Origin of the sequence: Legionella sainthelensi (genome assembly GCF_900637685.1) — a bacterium.
Classification (GTDB): Bacteria; Pseudomonadota; Gammaproteobacteria; order Legionellales; family Legionellaceae; genus Legionella; species Legionella sainthelensi.
On sequence record NZ_LR134388.1, the window covers coordinates 613,093 to 635,002 of the forward strand.

Genomic DNA, 21,910 nt, shown 5'->3' on the forward strand with positions numbered 1-21,910 from the left:
GGCTGTTGAAGTTATTGCGCAAGGTGAGGTTTCTAGCGCGATTGTTATTTTTTCTTATAAAATAGCCCAAGTAGAATATACTAAAAGAAAAGTATGCGCTTTCTGGAGACGGATATATGGACATAACACCTTTTTTTAAATTAATGGTGGATAAAAGTGCTTCAGACCTCTTTTTTAGTGTAGGCGCTCCACCGAATATTAAAATTGAGGGGGTTATTTTGCCCATTGGCCACGTTCCGCTTAAAGCCCAACAGATGGCTGAAATTGCTTTGTCTTTGATGAATGATGATCAGCGTAAAGAATTCGAAGCCACAATGGAGCTGAATATGGGACTTTCGATTCCTGCAGTAGGGCGGTTTAGGATTAATCTATTTCGTCAACGCGGTGATATCTCTATGGTGGTGCGCTATATTAAAAATAAAATTCCTTCTATAGAGCAATTAAACTTACCACCTATTTTAAAGTCTATAGTCATGGAATTGCGTGGTTTAGTTTTAGTTGTTGGTGCGACTGGGTCAGGGAAATCAACAACTCTCGCGGCAATGATTGATTATCGTAATCAGAATCAAAGTGGGCATATTTTAACAATCGAAGATCCTATAGAGTTTCTCCATCAGCACAAAAAATCCATAGTAGATCAGCGTGAAGTAGGCATAGATACGATGAGTTACGATAATGCATTAGTCAATGCAATGCGAGAGGCGCCAGATGTGATTTTAATCGGTGAAATTCGCGAGCGCAATGCAATGAAACATGCAATCGCTTACGCAGAAACAGGCCATTTATGCATTTCCACTTTGCATGCGAATAATGCAAATCAAGCGATGGATCGGATCATTAATTTTTTTCCTGAAGATGCAAGAAAGCAAGTGCTTTTGGACTTATCACTGAATTTAAGAGCTATTATTTCCATGCGTCTCATTCCTGGGGTAAACCATCAACGAATGGTGGCTGTAGAGATCCTATTAAATACGCCTTATGTTTCTGATTTAATTGAGAAAGGAAAAATTGATGAGATTAAAGAGGTTATGGAACGGAGTACCGAGCAAGGAATGCAGACCTTTGATCAGGCTTTATTAGAGCTTTATAAAAATGGTTTGATTTCAGAGGAAAATGCTATTAAATATGCAGATTCCAAAAATAATGTGGGCTTACAAATTCGTTTGAATAGTGGTAAAAATTTTGATTCGCCTGAGGGTGACTTGACTATAGAATCGGATGAGCATTGATCTATATTAAACTGTGTGGTAAAATTTAGTACAATTTTTACTCCTATTCTAATGTCCCATGGCTGGCAATTTTCGTGTTGAAGAGATTACTCCAGGACCCGTTTCAAATTCCTCAGGACATGAGGCTTACCTCAAGGCAATACATAAGCCAACTGGCAATCGGATCATTTATAAAAAGAATAAGCATGGTTGTGCTGATTTTTCCCGTTTAGAAGTTACATTTAGTCAGTTGGCTCGTCTGTTTTTATTACCGAATTTAACCCCTAGTTCCCATTTGGTCATTGATAAAGATAAAAATGTCCTCGGTTTGGCTATTGAACATTTGTCCCATGTAATCGCTAAAAAAGAAGGATTGGAACATCCTTTTTACAGCTTAACTGATTCTCAACAACTTGGTTGTGGATACACAAAAGCAAAGGTTAATGATTCAAAAGACATCCCCATTTATTTTTTGAATAGTCTACCTCAAGGTTTTTATGCAAGTTTGGTGGCTGCTGAAGCAAACGATATTTTAACCATTGATTATGAGTCTTTAGCCAGTATTCTTTCTACTTCGTATACTCTCGAAGAAGATGATTTACATAAAGGAAATTTTGGTTTTTACTTGGTAGAAAAAGCTGGGAAACCGCATGCGGTATTTTTTAAAATCGATCATGATCTTATGTTCGTGGACAGCATTATGGGTTTTCAGACGCGAAGGCCTTTCCATTTAACTCATGGGGCACATGCATTTGACATTACTGTAGATGATTTGATGTCTCTTGCCTGTTTAAAGAATTCATGCAACTCCTACTGGCCTACTAAATTTGGTTATATTGCGAATCCCTTCGATAATAAGGAATACCGTAATTATGCAGACATTGATGCTTTTGCCAGCCTAAGCAACAACGATGCCTTTATCAAGGCGAAATGGAAGTCTTTTTATAAGCATATTTTGATTCCGACGCAATTAATTGAGCAGACTTTAAAAGAATCACGCAATATCAAAAAGGCTTCTGATCGTGCCCAAGTTGCCTTGGTGACTCAAACTTTGACAGCAAGGCTTGCTCGTTTGCGTGCGGTATTGTTTTCCATTAAAGAATTTCGTGATTATGTTTCTCAATTGAATGAACAAGAAACAAAGGCCTTGCTTAAAGAAATTCTCCTGCCTCATAGTCCTAATGAGACGCTCATCCAACAGGTTCAAGAATCCATAGTGCGCTACAAACAACTGTGCCATGAACAATTTGGGTTTGAAAACGGAGATACGCCATTACACACTGCCATTAAAATGGGTGAATATCGCTATGAAGAAACAATCAGTATGTTTGGCCAGTTTATTAATGTAAAGAATAAAGAAGGTAAAACACCTTTGGATGTGGCTTTAGAGCGTGTTCATACATTTCGCAATGATCAAAATGTGGGTAAAAATGCCTATTTTATAATGAAGCATTTATTAAATAATGGTGCCCGCAAAACAAATCTATATAAACTTTCTGATATTGATTCGGCCGTTAAAGCGTATCGTTATTCGAATCCTTATTTGCAAGAGATCAGAGTCAGCATATCCTATGGTGAGTTTAAACGGATTTTAAGAAACATCGGTGAAGACCATCGTTTTTGTTTAAAATTTCAAAAAAATTTGGCTGTGCAATGCATTAAACGTTTTATAGAAGTCAATAAGCAGCACCCAAATTTTGAGAACCGGCTGCTGCAGTTAAGAGACGACATCAATGGCTATTCCGCGGATGAGGAATCAGCAGGCGTCAAATACATCCGTCAATTGCGCAGCAAGCTATGGATTATTCGTCAATTACGTGGTTTATATGGCTGGACTTCAACCCAATGGGAAATTAATTCAACCATTAACCAGGCATTGGCACAACACAAAGCCAAAGAGCCCGGTTGTTTCTCATTTTTCTCGAGTAAGCCGCAAAGAGATCATGTTAATAGGGTGCCCGAATTAGATAATTATTCATGTTTGATGATGGGGTAATGTGCTACTTTAAGTGAGTTTGACAGAGAAGCACTGCCATTGACTTAATAGCTTTGTCCTTCTCGCGCAAGGGAGAATGGCTACTATGGGTAGTTTGTTGTGTAGGGTATAGAATTTGTTAATGAAAAGTAATCTTATTAGCAGTATGATTTTAAGCATTTCATATTTGAAAAATTGCTATACTATGGTTATAAGTTAGTCCATCTTTACTGTATCTATACATACAAGATCTGGGTAAGTGATGAAAACTTAAGGTTTCTTTAATTAATAATGCTTAAAATAGATACATAAGGGTTTGTGGAGTCCAATTATGCCTAAGAATACAAAATTACATGAAGCGATAGGTCAGTTACGCGATAAAAAGGATTCAGAGATCCCAATAGAAGATCGGATTAACGCCATAGACGCGTTGCTAATGATAGATTTAACTGAAGAAAATGATGATGCGTTTAGGCAAGCGGTAGTTGATCATGCAAAGGTCTGGAAAGAATTTGGTGATCTAATGAAGTGCAGGAAAAAATGGGAAGGGGTGTATGGAATGAGAAAAGAGGTCGATGATCTTCATTATTTCCAGGAAGACGATTTCTTAGACCCCGAGGATGACTTAAGTTTCATCGAACTCCAACAAAAAGCCGCCGAAGAACGAGTAAAACTTGGTTTAAAAAATGACTCCGAAGAGGATAAAGCCGTTTTACTTAACATTTTAAAATACAATGAAGAGGAATGCAGAGCTTATTTAGCAACAAGGGACCGTGTATTAACCCAAGTTCCTGGATGGGAGGCTTCCACTCCTAACCCTGATATAAATAAGAAATTTGATGAAGTGAATAAAGGTCAAAAAGTTCTTACAGAGGATTCTATTGGCTCCATTAAAGAACATGCAGCGCAACTTATTTTAATGAAACTTTTAAAAAATGCGCCACAAAATAAATTGGATGCATTGGACAAATTAATTAAAGCAATAAATGAAAATAATGAGGTTAACTTTCTACAGAATGCTAAGACGCTTGGATATCCGGTAGATGACCCCCAAAGTTCTGCAACTCTCAGCGAAATTTTTACGAAGAATAAAAGTGAAATAAAAAAAGTTGCTGAAGAGCGAACCAAGGAATTCAAACATACAAACGCCTTGAAAAATCTCGATGAAGTTGTTCGGAGACTTGATAATGAGTGGATCTTAGGTAAAAAAGATCTTTTAAGCATAGATTGCGCCGAAAATGAGCATTTGTTTATTGGTGGTTTGTTAGCTGATCCAAAATTTGAACATATTAGTAGAACTGATATTAAGGAGAGTGCCAAGACGGAGGTTGAAAAGGATATTCAAAAGAAATTATGTGAGAGATACTTGCCAGCAAAATTGGAAAAGGATGGAATTGGTGTACTTGTTCAATTGCAAGCAGCGCTTAAAGCAACAACTCCTGAGACGTTAACCGACGCATTAAAAGACGGTGTTCCCGATCATGATAATATTATTACTCAAGGCGTCACTAAGGAAAATATGGTTTCACTTCAAGTGGCCCTGTTGAAAAACCATATTAAAAAGCTGAATCCTGATCAACTAGATAGCCTTGTAAAAGCAAATAATCTTCAAGAATTTAAAACCAAAATGGCTTTAGCAATAGGAACTGATGTTGATTTTATTAAAGATACTCATCTTCCTGCTTTAAAGGAAGAAGCACGTATCCAGCAATTTAAAGCGCTTGTTACAGCCCCTTCTGCCGCACGTTTTGGTGAGAAAACACATGAGCAATTAATTGCTGTTTTTAATAAATTACCCCATGAGAAACAACTGAAGCTTCTTGAAAATAAAGAAAATTTGCCCTTTATATTTAAAGCAAATGATAAAGATGTACTGCAATTTTATTTAGGAAAAAAAGATTCTTTAGGAAAAGATCTTGATATGACGGCACTCTTGGAAGAGAACAAAAGAAATGCAGATTTTCAACAGATACATAATGCTGCACTTGCTAAACATTTATATCAATATACACCTCCTATTACTCTTAATGACCAACAAATTAAAAATATCAATGAAGTTTTATTAGCACAACGTAATTTGGATGATAACGTCCAATATGGCGCGGTACTTGACGTTCTTTGTACTCAATGCCAGATTTTAGATAAAACGGGGTTTTGTAAGTCTCTTGATTTTAATAAAGGTACTGGAGAGTTTGAGCCATCAAAAACAAACCAAGGGCCGATCAAAGATCAACATGTGCATAATACAAATCTATTAGACAGGCTGCAGGACTTGGTTACTGAAGCCAGACCACCAGATTCAGAAGCAAATCAAGATAAGCAAAGATTAATCGGGGTACTTTTAAGGTTAGAAAAAACAGCTGAGTTCACGGCGGAAAATATTGATGAAGTAATGGAGGCATTTAATAACAGTTCTTCTTTGAGCGCATTTCTTGAGCAGCCTAATGTGGCTCCTTTTAAAGATGCCCTAAGTAAAGAGCTTACTCAAGCAGAGTTTCGTTCAATAAAAGAAGAGCAGACACAAAATCTATTTAAAGGAAAAGATAATGCACCTATGAAGGATGCAGTTGTGCAACTAAAAGGAGACTTAGAAAAACTGCAGCAAGTGGATAAGGAGATATTGAAGCATAAAGGAAATTTATCTTCTCTACAAAAACTTGATGAAGAAGCCTCCGCTTTTGCCCAGGGATTGAAGGGAAAATCAGGAAAGGTACTTAGGGAAACGCAGGCACATTATAAAGGTTTGAATAAGGAATGCATTAATATCATTGATCATCTTCAACATTCTTTAGAAGAGGTAAAAGCTCGACAACAGATCACCGTTCCTCCCGCTTTGAGCAACCCTCCTGCTAATGATCAACAAGTAAAAGACCGTAATGAGATCATTAAGGATGTAGAAAAGCTTAAAAAAGAATTGGCAAAAGAAGAAGAACTTATTGAACGTGAACTGCGTTATTATCGAGATGAAGTCCAACCTAAACTGTCAAAGATACTAAAAAACATTGAAAACGTAATGACTGGTTCGCAAAAGAATGTTTATATGCCAGAAGGGGTCGTGATTTATTGTCAAGATCGTGCAACGGCACAAAAACCAGCAGTGCCACGTGGTCTTAAACAAGAACAAATTATATCTGCTAAAGGAGGCTTGAATTCTACCATAATCTTGGCAAATCAAAATGAAGATCAACTATTTAAATCAACGGGTAAACCTGGTCCTAATGAGGTGATTTGTTTTGATAAGTTATCCCGGAAACAATATCTGGATCCTAAAGATAACACTGCCAAAACTCTTGATGTTACAAGACGCATGACCTACGATCCCGATTATCGAGGAGAAGCTTCTGCCACTCTGAAGGGAGATGGTATTCACGCAGCCAGAACAGGAAAATTTGAATTAATTAACTCTCCTATAGATTACGATAATCTTCCTGACGACGTGCGCCAAGAGCTTCTGGATGAGGAAATACAAAAATACATGCAAGATGCTGTGCAAATTTTAAAAAATATGGATCCACCACCTAGTAAAGACAATCCAATAGTGATAAAAAGCCCTCCTGGAAAAGAGCGTGAGGCAGCTCTTATGTGGACTGCTCTGGTTGTTCTTGGTGAGAAAAATAAGAACATGCAATTTCCCCCTGAAGCAATAGTAGTAAGAGGTGGCTCTGGGTTTAATCCTTTGCAACAAAGACAAAAAGGGATGTTTGGAAGAGACACGGGATTTGCCCCTAACTCGATATATGAACAACACTTTAAACCAAGAGAAAACCTTATAAAAGACACTATTGACGATATGGTAAAAGAGACTAAAGAAAATAAAGAACAAGCTAAAGTTGGAAAAGACGTCGATAAACAAATACAGAAGCAAACTCACATTAAAGATGGGGTTACTGGACTCCGAGATAAAATGGAGCACGAGGCCGAAGAAAGGCAAAAACAAGCAGGGGTATCATCCAACGTTGCAAGAATGACGAGTGGCGGTAAATAAAATAATAAGAGGGGAATACAATTGAATACAAACCAATTAGCAATTGGTGTATTTGACTCCGGGATGGGGGGGCTAACGGTTTTACGTGCCTTACGAGAGGGGTTACCACAAGAATCATTTGTCTATTTGGGAGATACAGCACGTCTTCCTTATGGTACTAAGAGTCCCGATACGGTAAAACAATATGCAATGCAAATGGCTAAGCTATTGGTAGAGCGACGTATTAAAGCTTTGGTTATAGCCTGTAATACAGCAACTACAGCGGCATTGCCCTATTTGCAATCCATGTTACCGGACATGCCAGTATTGGGTGTTGTTGCTCCAGGTGCTGCAGCAGCAGTTGCGGCGACTAAAAATAATCATGTTATTGTTTTGGCTACGGAAACAACGATTGCTTCAAATGCATACCAACAGCTCATTGCCCAGCAATTACCACGCGCAGTCATTAATACTCGAGCCTGTAGTGTTTTAGTCGCTTTAGCAGAAGAAGGAATGGTTAATAATCAAGTCGCACGCGAAGCTTTAAAATATTATTTGGATGATTTTACGCATGAAGATACCGTGTTGTTGGGATGTACGCACTTTCCTGTGTTCAAGTCATTGTTGACGCGCATATTACCTGAAGGCGTGAGCATAGTTGATTCAGCACATGCAACAGCAATTGCATTATATCGTCTGTTAGAAAAGCAGGATTTACTCAATGATGTGCCTTCGCTGTATCGGAGAGTCAATTATTTAGTCACGGATTCGATCAAACGCTTTCAGACTGTTGGTGAGATATTTTTAGGTGAGCCCTTAGCATTGGAGGATATTGAGTTGGTTGATGTCAGGGGATAATGCTAACGTGCTCGGTATTAGCCAGTCTCTTAAAGGGATGCAGCAAGAAGAGTTTTCTAGCAAGGGTTGTTGCTTTTAGACCTTCCGTTTTCACGGAAGGTGACGTATGTAGCGCAAACCTTTGCAAAAGCAGGGGCTAAAAACGGGAGCACTTGTAGGACAAGATGTTGTTATGGAAAAATATTCATACGTATATATTGTAACGAATCATAAAAACGGAACGTTATACATTGGGGTAACCACAGATTTAGTTAAAAGAATTTGGGAACATAAAAATAAGTTCGTTGAGAGTTTTACAAAAAAATATAACTGCACGCGCCTTGTCTACTATGAATATGAACAACACATAGATGTCCTAGAGGCAATTAAACGAGAAAAAAGATTAAAGAAATACTCGCGAACATGGAAGATTGAGTTAATTGAGTCTGTTAATCCTTTATGGCGGGATTTATATGAAGATATTTGTTAATTATATATTACCGCGTCACTACAATTGATGCTTTTATAGACTTTCCGCTTTTCCAGAAAAAGTGGCGAATGTAGAGGAGCTACTCCGCCTTTTGCGGAAGGTGACGCATGTACAGGAGCCCGTCACCCTCTGCGAAAGCAGGGGGGCTATTGAATATATTCTGCAAGGTGAAGCATGTGTAGGAACCCGTCAGCCTTTTGCGGAAGGTGGCGCATGTATAGGAGTTCGTCACCCTCTGCGGAAGGTAGCGCATGTATAGGAGTCCGTCACCCTCTGCGAAAGCAGGGGGGCTATTGAATATATATTTCTATATGAAGCTACTGCCAAGGTTATTGCTACTATCGACCTTCCGCTTTTGCGGAAGGTGACGTATTTATCAGGGGCTCATCAGCCTTTTGCAGAGAGTGATATAGAGAGGTGTATTTCAGTTGGTGGTTTTTTACATTAGAGAACAACAGTTGTGATCTATTTTTTGCAAATTCTTTTCATCATTATCATCATCAAGGCTGACCTCTAAAAACTCCAAATCTTGATACATAATCAGTGATGTTTGCAATAAACAGTTTGCCGTTTCCCATAAACGCTCTTTGTCTTGAACTGATGCTAAGTTATTTAATAAAACGAGACATTCCGCATGTTGCTCACTTCTAGGTGTTTGTGCAATTAAGGAGTCGGTTGGAGGATTTTTTGGTTTGGGGGCAATGGGTATTTGTACTATATAACCAATCAGCTCCGATATGGAGTTATTGTTAAGTATATTCAAGAATTTTATTATGTGATTATGTAACAATAAATTAGAGTCAGATAGGATTTCTTTAAGAAGTAAAATGATGTTTTTATTTCTGGATGTGATTGATATTTTACCTAATTCAACACGAATTTGTTGTTGAACCGACTTAAGATTTTCAAGATTTTTTTTCCAATCAGATAATTGTGAATTCAAGCTTATGGTTCCATATTGAGCTCTGTCTGAATTAAGATAATTTGAAAAAAGTTTAATCAAGTCTTCAGTAGAGTGGGCTTTTGAAACTTCATTAATCAAGTACTGTATGATACCCATGTTATTGACTAAGTGGTGTTTTTCTAATCCTGTTTTATAAAGCGATATAATGGAATCCTTCATGTCGCACTCACTTTGAGATTTATTCTTCTCTGGGGGGGCGATTCATGAGGTTTTGCACTACTTCTTTAGCACTAATTTTTCCTTGTAAAAGGGCATTAATTTGTTCACAGATAGGCATTTCTACTTGATGTTGCTTTGCTATGAAACAGACTTGGGATGCATTACTTTTTCCTTCTACTACCTGCCCAATTTGTTGCTCTGCTTCAGTAATACTTATATTGCGCCCAAGAAGTAAGCCAAAACGACGATTACGGGATTGATCATCGGTACACGTCAATACTAAATCCCCTACACCTGCTAAGCCAAGAAACGTTTCTGGTTGTGCGCCTAAAGCAAGTCCCAGGCGTTCCATTTCTGCTAAGCCACGGGTGATTAAAGCAGCTTTAGCATTTGCACCATAACCTAAACCATCACTTATTCCACAACCAATCGCCAAAACATTTTTAATTGCCCCGCAAATTTGGACGCCTATAAGGTCATTGCTTAAGTAAACTCTTAAGTTACGATGATGAAGTAAATTTTGGATGTTTTTTTGATACTCTGGATTGTTAGAGGCTAAAGTTACTGCAGTAGGTAATAAACAGGCCACTTCTTTGGCAAAGGAGGGGCCAGAAATAATGGCTTGAGGAAAAGAAGAGCCGAAAGTTTTAGAGACTAACTCGCTTAATAACTGATGATTTTGCGGATCAATCCCTTTAGTGAGCCAGGCTAAGCCTTGGAGTGTCTGGGGAATTTTCGCGATAATTTCAGCAAATGCGTGGGATGGTACAGCGATAATCACGTACTCCGCCTCCTTGAGGCAGTAGGCAAAATCATGAGTAGGAAAAAGGGTTTGAGGAAAATTAATGTCGGGCAGGTAACGATGATTTGCTCTTTTCTCTGCCATAAGAGCGACCTGCTGAGGGTCATGTCCCCACAATAGAACTCTATGTCCTATATGAGCAAGATGTATTGCAATGGCAGTGCCCCAAGATCCTGCACCTAATATGGCAATTGTTTTTTGATTCATTTTTAAAGTTCTTAAACAAGTTGCAGTTATGCCTGACAAGCAAAACCAGGAATATCTTAAATTAATTTCTTCATAAAAAATAGATTCCCGCTTACGCGGGAATAACGATTTTTTAATTTAATAGTGGCGCACCTATCTATTTTCGTAGATGATTTTATTTTTAGTGTGCGATTTCTTCATTAGCTTGAGCTGATTTTTGTTTTTCTGCAAGTTGTTGCATGTATAAAGCATCAAAATTAATAGGCGCTAGTACTAGTTGCGGGAAGCTGCCACGAATAACTTGAGCTGTTATTGCTTCTCGCGCGTACGGGAATAGGATATTGGGGCAGAAGCTGTTTAGAAGATGGTCCAATTGATTATCTGGCGCACCCTGGATAGTAAAAATACCTGCTTGTTTGACTTCAACTAAAAAGGCAGTACTTTTTTGATTAGTCACTGTGGCAGTTACTGTTAATACAACTTCAAAAACATTTTCTTCGAGTTTTGTCGTAGTGGTATTCAGGTCGAGATTCAGCTCAGGTTCCCATTGTTGTTGGAAAACTGCAGGAGTATTCGGTGTTTCAAAAGATAAATCTTTGACATAAATTCTTTGAATCATAAATTGGGTTTCATTGTTTTGTGGAATCTGGTTCGCTTGTTCGCTCATAGTATCGCTATCCTCTTAGTAATTGATCGAGTTGTCCCTGGGCATCCAGGGCATATAAGTCATCGCAGCCCCCAATATGTTGGTCATCGATGAAAATTTGTGGCACTGTACGTCTACCACTTTTGGTTATCATTTCTTCACGTAATTCAGGGTGTAAATCAACACGAATATCAGTAAACACAGCATTTTTCTTGTGGAATAACTCTCGTGCTCTGGTGCAGTACGGACAATAGCCAGTACTGTACATAATTATTTCAGCCATTGCCTTATTTTCCTTTCACCAGGGGTAGATTTGCTTCTTGCCAGGCAGCAATTCCCCCACTAAGTACTAAAGCTTGATAACCTTGTGTTTGTATTTTTTTCGCGATGTTTTGTGTATCTAGGGCTCGAGCTCCGACTAAAATAATAGGTTTGTTTTTGAATTTATTCATTTTTTGTTGCTCAAAATCTTCACTTTTAGCATTTATAGAATCAATAATATGACCTTGTTTGAATGCTTCTTTGTCACGAAAATCAATCACTACGGCATTTTCATTATTAATCAAATCGACAGCTGCTTGAGGCGTCAGCTCTTTCGCCTTTTTCTTTTGGGTGATTAATTCATTAATAAAGGTTAACAGCAAAATCACAATTAGGGCTAACCATAGTTGCCAGTGATTTATAATAAATTGACCTAAATGTTCCATGTTTCGCTCTTGATGTTTTATTAATGTAGCGAATTATCACCAGAATAGAGAATGAACGCAAGTAAAGGATGAGGATCATGTACGATCTTAACGGATCTTATTTTTTTCTTTTCAGGAGAACATAGATTGCTCCACTGCCGCCATCTTTAGGGAGTGCACTATGAAAGGCAATAACTTCATTCATTTGAGGGAGCCAGCGATTAAGGAGATTTTTTATTACAGGGGGGGCACCTTGAATTCCTCCTTTGCCGTGAATAATTAATAAGCATCTTTTGCCCTGTTCTGCTTGGGTATGAATGAATTGACAAAGCATTTCTCTCGCTTTTTCACTTTTTAGACCATGTAAGTCTAATCGAGCTTCCCAAGGGATTTGCCCCTTTTTTAATGCTTTGAATCGTTGCTGTGAAAGACTGGGTTGAGCATACGAAAGAATACTTTCAGAAAGGACTGTGTCAATAATCATATCCGATAAGTAATATTCTTTTTTTTCTTCTTTGCAGGTATTTTTCTGCGCGTGTATTGGCGCTTGCGTCTGTGTGATGACACGTTTTGTTTTTTCATGAAGTGGTTTTACTGAGCGCATGCATTCGCGAAAAAGCGCCTTGTCTTCATCAGACACAAAATTATCAGCCATTTTTTGCTAGAATTTAAAGGTTATATTTAAGTATATCTTGAAATTTAGGTAGGTATAAACCCTAGGGATCGTTAAAATTCCTGAGTACGGGGTTGCTTTGCCAGGCTACATTTGTTACTTAACATAGGGTACAATTTGTACTTTTTCTGGATGAGAATGAACCCCTATGAGCAGTTATATACTTAAAGAAACGGAAGAGTTAATTACTATTTTAGATTTTTTACGGTTTAGTGTGTCCTGTGCGATGGATGCTAATTTATTTTATGGTCATGGTACGGATAATGCCTGGGATGATATGCATTCTTTAATTCTAAGAAGTCTCTTATTACCCTATGAGATTGATTCTAATTGGTTAAATGCCCGATTGACTACAAGTGAAAAAAAATATTTATGTCAGCAATTGGAAAAACGCATTAATCAGCGTGTCCCAGTGCCTTATTTAATAAAAGAAGCCTACTTTTGTGATTTACCCTTTTATGTAGATGAACGCGTCTTAATTCCGCGTTCGCCTATAGGAGAACTGATTAAAAATGAATTTTCTCCGTGGATCGATGCCGATAAGGTTCATCGTATTTTGGATTTATGTACCGGTAGTGGGTGCATTGCGATTGCCTGCTGTTATGCTTTTCCTGAGGCTCAAGTTGATGCTACGGATATTTCTAGTGAAGCGCTTGCTGTTGCTGCAATAAATCGTGAGCAATTAGGTGTTGAAGACCAACTTACTTTAATTGAGTCTGATTGTTTCACCAAAGTACCACAAGTAAACTATGATTTAATTGTCTGCAATCCTCCTTATGTAGGCAAAGAGGAGATGCAAACTTTACCTGATGAGTTTCGTCATGAACCGGTTCTCGCTTTAGAAACTGGAAATAATGGTTTGAGCATTGTGGAAAGCATTTTGCAAAATGCTCATGCCTACTTAAGTGAACACGGTATTTTGATTGTAGAAGTAGGGAATAGTGAAGAGGCCTTATGTGAGGCATATCCGCATGTTCCCTTTACATGGTTGGAAATGTGTCAGGGCGGGCATGGCGTGTTTTTATTAACGAAACAACAACTCGATGAGTATTTTAATGTCAGGTAATACTTTTGGAACTTTATTTACAGTTACTACATTTGGTGAAAGCCATGGTCCAGCTATTGGTTGTGTCGTAGACGGTTGTCCACCGGGATTAGCGTTGCAAGCTGAGGATATTCAACCTTTTCTTGACAAACGCAAACCGGGTCAATCGAAATACACTACACAAAGACGAGAGGATGATAAAGTACAAATTCTCTCTGGCGTATTTGAAGGAAAAACAACAGGTGCTCCGATTGCTTTGTTGATTCCAAATACCGATCAACGTTCCAGAGATTATGAAGAAATCAAAAATCTATTTCGCCCAGGGCATGCCGATTTTACCTATCATCATAAATACGGCCATAGGGACTATCGAGGTGGAGGCCGATCTTCAGCACGCGAAACTGCGGCTCGAGTCGCGGCTGGTGCAATTGCTCGTCTGTATCTACGTCATCATTTAAAAGTTGACATTGTGGGTTACCTACAACAAATGGGGGATTTGGTTTTAAGCGTTGATGATGAAGCAGAGACTCATAATAATCCTTTCTTTTGCCCTAATAAGACGCAAGTTCAGAATCTTGCGGATGCGGTGGAACAACTAAGAAGAAATGGGGATTCAGTTGGCGCTCGAGTGAAAGTTATTGCTCGTAATGTGCCTGTAGGGCTGGGCGATCCCGTGTTTGATAAATTGGATGCGACGCTAGCTTATGCAATGATGTCAATTAATGCGGTTAAAGGTGTTGAAGTAGGCGCGGGTTTTGCTGCTGTTAATCAGCTTGGTTCAGTCCATCGAGATGAGATGTCGCATCTGGGCTTTTTGACTAACAATGCAGGTGGAGTTTTAGGGGGTATCTCTACGGGACAAAATATAGAAGTAAGTATTGCATTAAAACCTACATCAAGCATTACTACACCGGGAAAAACACTCAATACTTTTGGGGAAGAGGTTATGGTAGTAACTAAGGGACGACATGATCCTTGTGTAGGAATAAGAGCGGTACCCATAGCCGAAGCAATGATGGCTTTGGTATTAATGGATCATTATTTGAGGCATAAGGCAATAAAGGGATAATCTATGGTGGGCTATGGTAGGATGTATGGACCTATAAAGGATAAACTTAATAGAATATAGAGTGAGGTTATAATGAGTAGAGAATTAAATGTAGCCATTGTGGGGGCTACTGGTGCTGTAGGAGAAACTTTTTTAACGGTATTGGAAGAAAGAAATTTTCCTGTAAAGACTCTTTATCCTTTGGCAAGTTCTCGCTCTGTTGGCAAAACAGTAGTTTTTAAAAACAATGAATTAGATGTTTTAGATCTAGCAGAATTTGATTTTAGCAAGGCGGATATTGCTTTATTCTCTGCTGGAGGATCTGTATCTAAGGAGTATGCTCCCAAAGCTGCTGCTAGTGGGTGTGTCGTTGTTGATAATAGCTCATGTTTTCGTTATGAGGACGATATTCCTCTTGTTGTTCCAGAGGTAAATCCTCATCGTATTGCCGAATATAAAAACAGAGGTATTATTGCTAATCCCAATTGTTCCACCATCCAGATGGTTGTTGCTTTAAAACCTTTACACGATGCTGCAGGAATTTCTCGTATCAATGTTGCTACATACCAGTCTGTTTCGGGCACTGGAAAAAAAGCGATTAGTGAACTTGTTTCACAAGTGGGTGATTTATTAAATGGTAAGCCTCCTCATGTCAATGTTTACCCCCAGCAAATTGCTTTTAATGCGATTCCACATATTGATCAATTTGAAGATAACGGTTATACCCGTGAAGAAATGAAAATGGTATGGGAAACACGTAAAATTATGGAAGACGAGCATATTATGGTTAATCCGACTGCTGTTCGAGTCCCTGTTATTTATGGACATTCAGAGGCTATCCATATAGAACTAAAAAGAGCAATGACCGCAGAAGAGGCTCGTACTATTCTTTCTAAAGCACCGGGTGTTAAGGTAATTGATAATATAAGTAAAGCAAGTTATCCAACGGCAATAAAAAATGCCATAGGCCGTGATGAAGTATTTGTAGGTCGAATTCGTGCTGATATTTCGCATCCAAATGGGTTAAATTTATGGGTTGTGGCAGATAATATTCGTAAAGGTGCTGCATCTAATGCGGTGCAAATTGCGGAAATTTTACAAAGAGAATTTTTGTAATTGCACGCTTATTTTTGATTTTTTCATGACGCACTTGGATTCGAGCTGCGATAGGCTCAAATCCAAGCATTTATAAATAAATGCTATAATAAAAGTATCTATTGGCGATTTTGGTCACTTTCTCCTTGATGTGAGAAGGTTGACTTTTTCTTAATCATTCATTTTGAGTGATGATTAGAATGCTTAAAAAATCCTCCTACTTTTTATAACCTAAGTTATACTTTGATTAACGCAATTGGATATTTTGAAGTATATGCTAAACGAATATTATTTAACTGATGATATTGAAGAGCCGGTTCTTGCTCATGCTGTTTTATCCTATGTAACGCCGAGCATATCGGGTAAGCAATTTCATGAATTAAAAACAGGTCAAATTCATTGGGATGCAAAGTTGGATCTTTCGGGGTTACAGGCGGAAGATGCCCGTAAGGCTTTGTTAAAATTTATTCACAAGCAGATAAAAAATAAGAAATATTCACTACTTATTATTCATGGCACAGAAAGTCGTAAAAATGCTTTTCCTCTATTAAAGAATTTAATTAATCATTGGTTGCCCCAAATTGCAGAGGTAGCTGCTTTTCATAGCGCAAATCCTAAAGATGGTGGGATTAACGCCGTATATGTTTTGCTTAAAAAAATTTATGAGTTGCCTGAGCTTTCGCGTATAGAAAAAGAATCCATTTTAATTGCGGAAACTAAGGCAATGGAACGACAAAGACGTTTAGCCGAACAGCAAGGGGAGCGGCGGTTGGCATCGGTAAAAGCACGTGAGCATTCTAACCAAGAAGCGCAGCCTAGCCCTGAAGGCGAGTTGCAAAATAGCATTTTACAACATCCAGAGTTAAACAGTCAGCGTTTTGATGGCGTTGACTCGCCTTTAAATCCCGAACCTCCTTTAAATACTGAGGCTAGACGAGAGTTTGATAATGAACGACGCAACCAAGAGCAAGAAAAGCAACTGCGTTTAGGGCATATGCCCAAATTTACAAATACACCTAGACCTAGAGGACCTCAATGACCATTGCAAGTGACATAATCAGTCATCAAATGCCTGACTTTGAGTCTTATCTTCGGGCAGGAGAGTCGTTAGATGACATTGATGAGTATGGTTTTACCCCTTTAATTGAATGTGCTATTACTCGTCAAGTCGAAATTGCAGAGCAATTAATTATTCGTAAAGTGGATGTGAATAAGACTGATGTGACTGGACGTACCCCGTTGCATTGGGCTGTAGATAATAACGATGTGGCGTTTGCACGTCTGTTATTGAATCATGGAGCAGACCCTAATGCCTATACACGCAATGGGCTTTCTGTATTAGTCTATCCGGTACTTCGTGGCCAAGATGTACTCAAACACTTGCTCTATAATAATGGTGCAAAGCTTGATTTTGCGCTGGATTTCATTAATGGCAAACTTTTGGGTCATAGGTTCGAGTTACAAGGAGATGTTGATATAGTTAATGCCAAGGATGAATTTATTGAACTGGATTATGAAGGTTTTATTCTAGAATTTACTGTTTCTGCAATAAAAGATGCTTTAAGGCGTTTTATTAATAGTTTTTCAACACGACATTTACGAGAATATTTCCCTTTTGCCCATGCTATTATTGATGCATTTACTATTGCCGAAGAACTTTTGCAATATCAGCATTTGCCATTTTTGGACAGGCAACATCTTGTCCGGCTGCAAACACTCGTAAACGCATCCATGTTAATTCTGCCTGCAGCCAGTCGTGGTCATGCTATGGGTTTTATTCGTTTGGGGCAGTGGTGGGCAAAAATTGATAGGGGTGAAAATAGCCTAAAAGAAGGTAGTGTCAATATTTATAAGATCACAAGATTAGAAGCTTTCGACAGTTACTTTTTGCACGATTTTTTATATAAAAAACAAGCAAGAACTTATTTTCATCAAACGATTAATCAACAATTAGGATTAGTTCCCGTAGCAAAAATGCCTATTAGCTCACAGATCAGTGGTAATTGTTCTTGGGCTAATATCCAGGCGATAGTTGCAGTGGCTTATGCCATTCAAGAGTTGGAAAAAACGAATCAGTTTAATTCTAGCCCGGCTCTTGCTTTTTATGATGAGTGGGTAGTGTGGGATAAGGATAGGGCAATCGATGAGTGCATTCAGCGGTTTCATTTGGCAGGGCCAACCCGTAAGGCAAGTCTTGCCGCGATGCTAGGAGGTGTTTTATTTCAGGCTTGCGATTATGGGAAGAAACACGACTTAGAAATGGCCGAAAAAATACTTAAAGTTTTGACCTTACCAGAATATGAATACATTTTGAAAAGTTATCTTGAAGAATATTGTATTAAACGCTTAACCAAAAGAGGAAATAATTTACTTAAAATTCTTGATGACTGTGGCATTAATCCCAATATTGGAGTTAATCCTATTGCTACAGGTTTGTAAACTTACTTACCTCTAGCGTTATTCTCCATGATTTCACAGCGTTTTTAGGTTATTTCTTTTTTCAGCTATAATCAAAATTAAGGTGCCATTCATGCCTACATGAGACTGCTTCTCTCACAGCATGAGGACGCAGATTTTGACATAAAATTCTCGATGAGAGGGATTTTAAAGAATTCATTTTCTCGATAAGGAGATTATCATGCTAAAGTGGGCTCTTATATTTTTAGTTATTGCTCTAGTAGCAGGCCTGTTTGGTTTTAGAGGTATTGCATCCACAGCCACTAGCATTGCGAAAGTACTCTTCTTTTTATTTATCGTGATTTTTTTAACATTTTTAATTTTGAGCTTATTTGGAACTGCAACAATGACGGCAGTACCTTAGCTGTAATGTTGATTTGAAACATAGATGAGCCCAATATATCTGTTTGCCATAGACATTGACTGTCTCGTTTTAAAGAAATAATCTTTTCACGGAGAGAGGATTATTTCTTTAAGATAGAATTGGATCTAAATAGATTTTTTAGCCTAAATTTACGTCCATTTTATGAAAGTGAGGCCATATCAATAACAAAGCGGTAGCGAACATCACTTTTCAAAACACGCTCATAGGCTTCATTAACTTTGTGCATAGGAATTAACTCAATGTCAGAGACTATGTGGTGTTTGCCGCAGAAATCGAGCATTTCCTGAGTCTCTTTGATGCCGCCAATCAACGAACCTGCTAAATTTCTACGGCGTTCTATCAAAGAAAATGAATTAATCTGGGCTGGCTCTTCTGGAATACCCACCACCACCATAGTTCCATCACGTTTCAGTAATTTAAGATACTCATTCCAATCTATTTTGGCAGAGACAGTACAAATGATGAGATCAAAATAATTAGTTAATCGTTCAAAAGTTTTTGGATCGGACGTGGCAAAAAAATGATTTGCCCCCATACGTCTGCCATCAGCTTCTTTATGCAGTGAATGGCTCAGTACGCTTACTTCAGCCCCCATTGCATGGGCGAGCTTTACTCCCATATGCCCAAGACCTCCTAAACCTAAAATCGCCACTCGTTTTCCAGGACCTATTTGCCAATGCTTTAGTGGAGAGTATAGAGTTATTCCTGCACAGAGAAGGGGGGCCGCTGCATCCAGGGGTAGGTTTGATGGAATTTTTAAAATATAATGTTCATCCACAACTATTTTAGTGGAATAACCTCCTTTGGTAGTATCATTTCCATTTGGTTCTGTAGAATTATACGTTAAAGTCATGCCTTTATCACAAAACTGTTCGAATCCTTCATGGCAGTTTTCACACTGGCGGCAGGAGTCTACAAAGCAACCAACACCAACTCGATCACCTACTTTAAATTGAGTAACAGAAGAGCCTATTTGGCTGACAAGACCAATAATCTCATGACCGGGAACCATTGGAAATATACTACCACCCCATTCGCCTCTCACAAGATGAATATCTGAGTGACAAATACCACAATAATGGATATCAATTAAAACATCGTGTTCACCGACTTCTCGACGATCAAAAGAATAAGGAGTAAGGGGGGCTTTTGCACTGTGAGCAGCGTAGCCTTTGACGGGTATCATTTCAAACTCTCCATGTTAGTATAAGATAAATCAATATTATCACATAAAATACATCGTACGATGGGCACCTCAGCAGAACGAAATTCAGCTGAGGTGCTGGAACTTATTGCTATTCTTTTATTGCAGGTTCTCTTTTTTTATTGTTTTCATTCCGAGCACCAGGAGCTTTGTTCGATTGTTGTGGCTGACTTGCTTTTTTACGATGCGGGCCAGAGTTTGATGGCACACTACTTGTATTTGCTCGCTGCTGCGATCCAATCGATCGGCGTCTACGATTTGGCGATTTTCTGTCACCAGAGCCAGAAGAACTTTTAGATGATTTAGCCTGAGCTTGGCCGCGATTTTGCATTTTTGGGGAATGGCTCTGAGTGGCAGAGACTACTGAATCAGTGTGTCCACCAAATAAACTAGTCCATAATCGCTTGATGAAGCTGGTTTGAGCACTTTTCACAGGTTGATGCTCGACAAAAGATTTGACTGCTGGTTCATCTTGTAGCGAAGTGTTTGTTTCGCTGCTTGAAATTTGTAATTCAGGTTGTTGAATTAAGCTATAACTTGGTTTTTTAGATTTGCCTACGTTATCTTCTTTCAACCGAGTAATTGAACACTGAGGCAAGTGCATAAATGGATTTGCAATAATCATTACAGACACGCCATGTCTTTTTTCGATATCTCTAATGTAATTGCGTTTTTCATTCATAATGAAAGTAGCCATTTCAGGAGGAAGCTGAACCTGTATTTCGGCAGTTTTTTCTTTCAATGCTTCTTCTTCGATAAGTCGTGCAATGGATAAGCCATGTGACTGGATATTCCGAACAGTACCACGTCCTTCACAACGAGGGCAAACCTCCTGGGCACTTTCACCTAGAGATAGCCTCAATCGTTGTCGAGACATTTCTAAAAGCCCAAAACGAGAAATACGACCAACTTGGATACGTGCACGATCGGCTTGTAATGCCTCTTTTAAGCGATTTTCAACCTCGCGTTGATTTTTACTCGAACTCATATCAATAAAATCAATCACTACTAAACCACCTAAATCACGTAGGCGTAATTGGCGTGCAATCTCGTCTGCTGCTTCGATATTGGTATTCAATGCGGTTGCTTCAATATCTGCGCCACCGGTCGCTTTGGCTGAGTTTACGTCAATTGAAACCAGCGCCTCAGTTCTATCAATGACCAACGCACCTCCAGAGGGCAGCATAACCTGTCGTTGATATGCGGTTTCAATTTGGCTTTCGATTTGATAGAAATTAAATAAAGGAATGCTGCTATTATAGAGTTTTAAGTTCGGTAAAAACTCAGGCTTGACTCGTTCAATATATTGTTTTGCTTTAATGTAAGAAATCTGATCATCAATGATGATTTCACTAATTGATTTGCGTAAATTATCACGAATTGAGCGGATAATTACGTCTCCTTCCTGGTGAATCAGGCAAGGAGCTAGTTCTGTATTATAAGCTTGTTTAATTGATTGCCATTGATTACAAAGCATATCCAGATCATCTTGTAATTCTTCCTGGCTTTTGCCAACCCCCGCTGTTCGAATAATAAGCCCCATGTCTTCAGGAAGGACGAGTGCGTTCAATGTTTCCCGAAGCTCGTCTCGCTCTTCACCTTCTATACGACGTGAAATGCCACCGGAACGAGGGTTATTAGGCATAAGAACCAAATAGCAACCAGCTAAAGTAATAAAGGTTGTAAGTGCCGCACCTTTACTGCCGCGTTCTTCTTTATCAACTTGAACTAGTAATTCCTGGCCTTCGCGGATTAGTGACGTGATTGGTGGTTTTTCATCGCCAAATTCCTCGGGGTTTTTACTTAAATATTCAGGTGCAATTTCTTTTAGTGGCAGAAAACCTTGGCGTTTGGCACCATATTCTACAAAAATGGCATCAAGACTAGGCTCTCTACGCGTAACTGTCGCTTTGTAAATATTCCCCTTTTTTTTCACTTCACCCGGACATTCAATATCCAGATCAAATAAATATTTATCTTTAATAAGTGCAACACGAACTTCTTCAGTTTGCATTGCATTGATTAACATTTTTTCCATCTATTACCCCATATTTAGGGCGCTGTCATTTAAGATGAGATAAGGACT

At 38.6% G+C, this 21,910-nt stretch carries 19 protein-coding genes; 11 read left to right on the plus strand and 8 right to left on the minus strand.

Features of this window, described 5'->3' with window-relative positions; translation table 11 throughout:
* The first annotated feature begins 116 nt into the window (after nucleotides 1–116).
* The 5 genes from EL220_RS02735 (at nucleotide 117) to EL220_RS02755 (ending at nucleotide 8,474) form a co-directional block, all read left to right on the plus strand.
* On the plus strand, nucleotides 117–1,229 hold the full coding sequence (locus EL220_RS02735) for a PilT/PilU family type 4a pilus ATPase (RefSeq protein WP_027270761.1): 1,113 nt from the start codon (nucleotides 117–119) through the stop codon (nucleotides 1,227–1,229).
* Between the two features lie 58 nt (nucleotides 1,230–1,287).
* Nucleotides 1,288–3,204, plus strand: coding sequence for a Dot/Icm T4SS effector AnkK/LegA5 (gene ankK / locus EL220_RS02740; RefSeq protein WP_027270762.1), 1,917 nt, complete (start codon nucleotides 1,288–1,290; stop codon nucleotides 3,202–3,204).
* A 310-nt stretch (nucleotides 3,205–3,514) separates the two neighbouring features.
* Nucleotides 3,515–7,168, plus strand: coding sequence for a hypothetical protein (locus EL220_RS02745; protein WP_027270763.1), 3,654 nt, complete (start codon nucleotides 3,515–3,517; stop codon nucleotides 7,166–7,168).
* A gap of 21 nt (nucleotides 7,169–7,189) precedes the next feature.
* The gene (murI, locus tag EL220_RS02750) at nucleotides 7,190–8,005 is read left to right on the plus strand and encodes a glutamate racemase (RefSeq protein WP_027270764.1); all 816 of its coding nucleotides are present in this window, start codon (nucleotides 7,190–7,192) and stop codon (nucleotides 8,003–8,005) included.
* Nucleotides 8,006–8,177: 172 nt separating this feature from the next.
* A complete protein-coding gene (locus EL220_RS02755) occupies nucleotides 8,178–8,474 on the plus strand; it encodes a GIY-YIG nuclease family protein (protein WP_027270765.1) in 297 nt (98 codons plus the stop codon).
* Between the two features lie 439 nt (nucleotides 8,475–8,913).
* Here EL220_RS02755 and EL220_RS02760 read toward each other — a convergent pair whose 3' ends face one another.
* From EL220_RS02760 to EL220_RS02785, 6 genes are all read right to left on the minus strand, one after another.
* Nucleotides 8,914–9,597 carry a hypothetical protein gene (locus tag EL220_RS02760; protein ID WP_027270766.1) on the minus strand — a complete coding sequence of 228 codons (684 nt, stop codon included), beginning with the start codon at nucleotides 9,595–9,597 and terminating at the stop codon, nucleotides 8,914–8,916.
* Between the two features lie 19 nt (nucleotides 9,598–9,616).
* Complete coding sequence (locus tag EL220_RS02765) at nucleotides 9,617–10,606, minus strand: NAD(P)H-dependent glycerol-3-phosphate dehydrogenase (protein ID WP_027270767.1); 990 nt, start codon at nucleotides 10,604–10,606, stop codon at nucleotides 9,617–9,619.
* Between the two features lie 160 nt (nucleotides 10,607–10,766).
* On the minus strand, nucleotides 10,767–11,252 hold the full coding sequence (secB, locus tag EL220_RS02770; RefSeq protein ID WP_027270768.1) for a protein-export chaperone SecB: 486 nt from the start codon (nucleotides 11,250–11,252) through the stop codon (nucleotides 10,767–10,769).
* A gap of 7 nt (nucleotides 11,253–11,259) precedes the next feature.
* On the minus strand, nucleotides 11,260–11,514 hold the full coding sequence (gene grxC / locus EL220_RS02775; protein WP_027270769.1) for a glutaredoxin 3: 255 nt from the start codon (nucleotides 11,512–11,514) through the stop codon (nucleotides 11,260–11,262).
* A gap of 4 nt (nucleotides 11,515–11,518) precedes the next feature.
* Nucleotides 11,519–11,938 (minus strand): rhodanese-like domain-containing protein, encoded by a 420-nt coding sequence (locus EL220_RS02780; protein WP_027270770.1) that lies wholly within the window; start codon nucleotides 11,936–11,938, stop codon nucleotides 11,519–11,521.
* Between the two features lie 97 nt (nucleotides 11,939–12,035).
* On the minus strand, nucleotides 12,036–12,572 hold the full coding sequence (locus tag EL220_RS02785; protein WP_027270771.1) for a Smr/MutS family protein: 537 nt from the start codon (nucleotides 12,570–12,572) through the stop codon (nucleotides 12,036–12,038).
* Nucleotides 12,573–12,738: 166 nt separating this feature from the next.
* On the opposite strand from EL220_RS02785, the gene prmB reads away from it, so the two are divergent.
* From prmB to EL220_RS02815, 6 genes are all read left to right on the plus strand, one after another.
* Nucleotides 12,739–13,656 carry a 50S ribosomal protein L3 N(5)-glutamine methyltransferase gene (gene prmB, locus EL220_RS02790; RefSeq protein WP_027270772.1) on the plus strand — a complete coding sequence of 306 codons (918 nt, stop codon included), beginning with the start codon at nucleotides 12,739–12,741 and terminating at the stop codon, nucleotides 13,654–13,656.
* Complete coding sequence (gene aroC / locus EL220_RS02795; RefSeq protein WP_027270773.1) at nucleotides 13,646–14,704, plus strand: chorismate synthase; 1,059 nt, start codon at nucleotides 13,646–13,648, stop codon at nucleotides 14,702–14,704. The genes prmB and aroC overlap by 11 nt, the downstream gene beginning before the upstream one ends.
* Before the next feature lie 72 nt (nucleotides 14,705–14,776).
* Nucleotides 14,777–15,799: an aspartate-semialdehyde dehydrogenase gene (locus EL220_RS02800; RefSeq protein WP_027270774.1), complete on the plus strand. Its 1,023-nt coding sequence runs from the start codon at nucleotides 14,777–14,779 to the stop codon at nucleotides 15,797–15,799.
* 253 nt (nucleotides 15,800–16,052) lie between these two features.
* Nucleotides 16,053–16,817 (plus strand): Smr/MutS family protein, encoded by a 765-nt coding sequence (locus tag EL220_RS02805; RefSeq protein ID WP_027270775.1) that lies wholly within the window; start codon nucleotides 16,053–16,055, stop codon nucleotides 16,815–16,817.
* Entirely contained in the window at nucleotides 16,814–18,217 is a 1,404-nt protein-coding gene (gene ankH, locus EL220_RS02810; protein WP_027270776.1) for a Dot/Icm T4SS effector AnkH/LegA3, read from the plus strand. The genes EL220_RS02805 and ankH overlap by 4 nt, the downstream gene beginning before the upstream one ends.
* Nucleotides 18,218–18,416: 199 nt before the next feature.
* Complete coding sequence (locus EL220_RS02815; RefSeq protein WP_027270777.1) at nucleotides 18,417–18,599, plus strand: DUF1328 domain-containing protein; 183 nt, start codon at nucleotides 18,417–18,419, stop codon at nucleotides 18,597–18,599.
* A gap of 160 nt (nucleotides 18,600–18,759) precedes the next feature.
* On the opposite strand, the gene EL220_RS02820 is transcribed toward EL220_RS02815, so the two are convergent.
* Both EL220_RS02820 and EL220_RS02825 read right to left on the minus strand, forming a co-directional pair.
* Entirely contained in the window at nucleotides 18,760–19,806 is a 1,047-nt protein-coding gene (locus EL220_RS02820; protein WP_027270778.1) for an NAD(P)-dependent alcohol dehydrogenase, read from the minus strand.
* A 109-nt stretch (nucleotides 19,807–19,915) separates the two neighbouring features.
* Nucleotides 19,916–21,862, minus strand: coding sequence for an Rne/Rng family ribonuclease (locus EL220_RS02825; RefSeq protein ID WP_035905973.1), 1,947 nt, complete (start codon nucleotides 21,860–21,862; stop codon nucleotides 19,916–19,918).
* Between the last annotated feature and the right edge of the window lie 48 nt (nucleotides 21,863–21,910).

Coding starts and splice junctions, on each gene's coding strand:
- EL220_RS02745 (WP_027270763.1), top strand. CDS start 3,515: ATGCCTAAGAATACAAAATTACATGAAGCGATAGGTCAGTTACGCGAT.
- aroC (WP_027270773.1), top strand. CDS start 13,646: ATGTCAGGTAATACTTTTGGAACTTTATTTACAGTTACTACATTTGGT.
- ankK (WP_027270762.1), top strand. CDS start 1,288: ATGGCTGGCAATTTTCGTGTTGAAGAGATTACTCCAGGACCCGTTTCA.
- grxC (WP_027270769.1), bottom strand. CDS start 11,514: ATGGCTGAAATAATTATGTACAGTACTGGCTATTGTCCGTACTGCACC.
- EL220_RS02735 (WP_027270761.1), top strand. CDS start 117: ATGGACATAACACCTTTTTTTAAATTAATGGTGGATAAAAGTGCTTCA.
- EL220_RS02785 (WP_027270771.1), bottom strand. CDS start 12,572: ATGGCTGATAATTTTGTGTCTGATGAAGACAAGGCGCTTTTTCGCGAA.
- prmB (WP_027270772.1), top strand. CDS start 12,739: ATGAGCAGTTATATACTTAAAGAAACGGAAGAGTTAATTACTATTTTA.
- EL220_RS02815 (WP_027270777.1), top strand. CDS start 18,417: ATGCTAAAGTGGGCTCTTATATTTTTAGTTATTGCTCTAGTAGCAGGC.
- EL220_RS02760 (WP_027270766.1), bottom strand. CDS start 9,597: ATGAAGGATTCCATTATATCGCTTTATAAAACAGGATTAGAAAAACAC.
- EL220_RS02765 (WP_027270767.1), bottom strand. CDS start 10,606: ATGAATCAAAAAACAATTGCCATATTAGGTGCAGGATCTTGGGGCACT.
- EL220_RS02755 (WP_027270765.1), top strand. CDS start 8,178: ATGGAAAAATATTCATACGTATATATTGTAACGAATCATAAAAACGGA.
- secB (WP_027270768.1), bottom strand. CDS start 11,252: ATGAGCGAACAAGCGAACCAGATTCCACAAAACAATGAAACCCAATTT.
- ankH (WP_027270776.1), top strand. CDS start 16,814: ATGACCATTGCAAGTGACATAATCAGTCATCAAATGCCTGACTTTGAG.
- EL220_RS02780 (WP_027270770.1), bottom strand. CDS start 11,938: ATGGAACATTTAGGTCAATTTATTATAAATCACTGGCAACTATGGTTA.
- EL220_RS02800 (WP_027270774.1), top strand. CDS start 14,777: ATGAGTAGAGAATTAAATGTAGCCATTGTGGGGGCTACTGGTGCTGTA.
- EL220_RS02805 (WP_027270775.1), top strand. CDS start 16,053: ATGCTAAACGAATATTATTTAACTGATGATATTGAAGAGCCGGTTCTT.
- EL220_RS02820 (WP_027270778.1), bottom strand. CDS start 19,806: ATGATACCCGTCAAAGGCTACGCTGCTCACAGTGCAAAAGCCCCCCTT.
- EL220_RS02825 (WP_035905973.1), bottom strand. CDS start 21,862: ATGGAAAAAATGTTAATCAATGCAATGCAAACTGAAGAAGTTCGTGTT.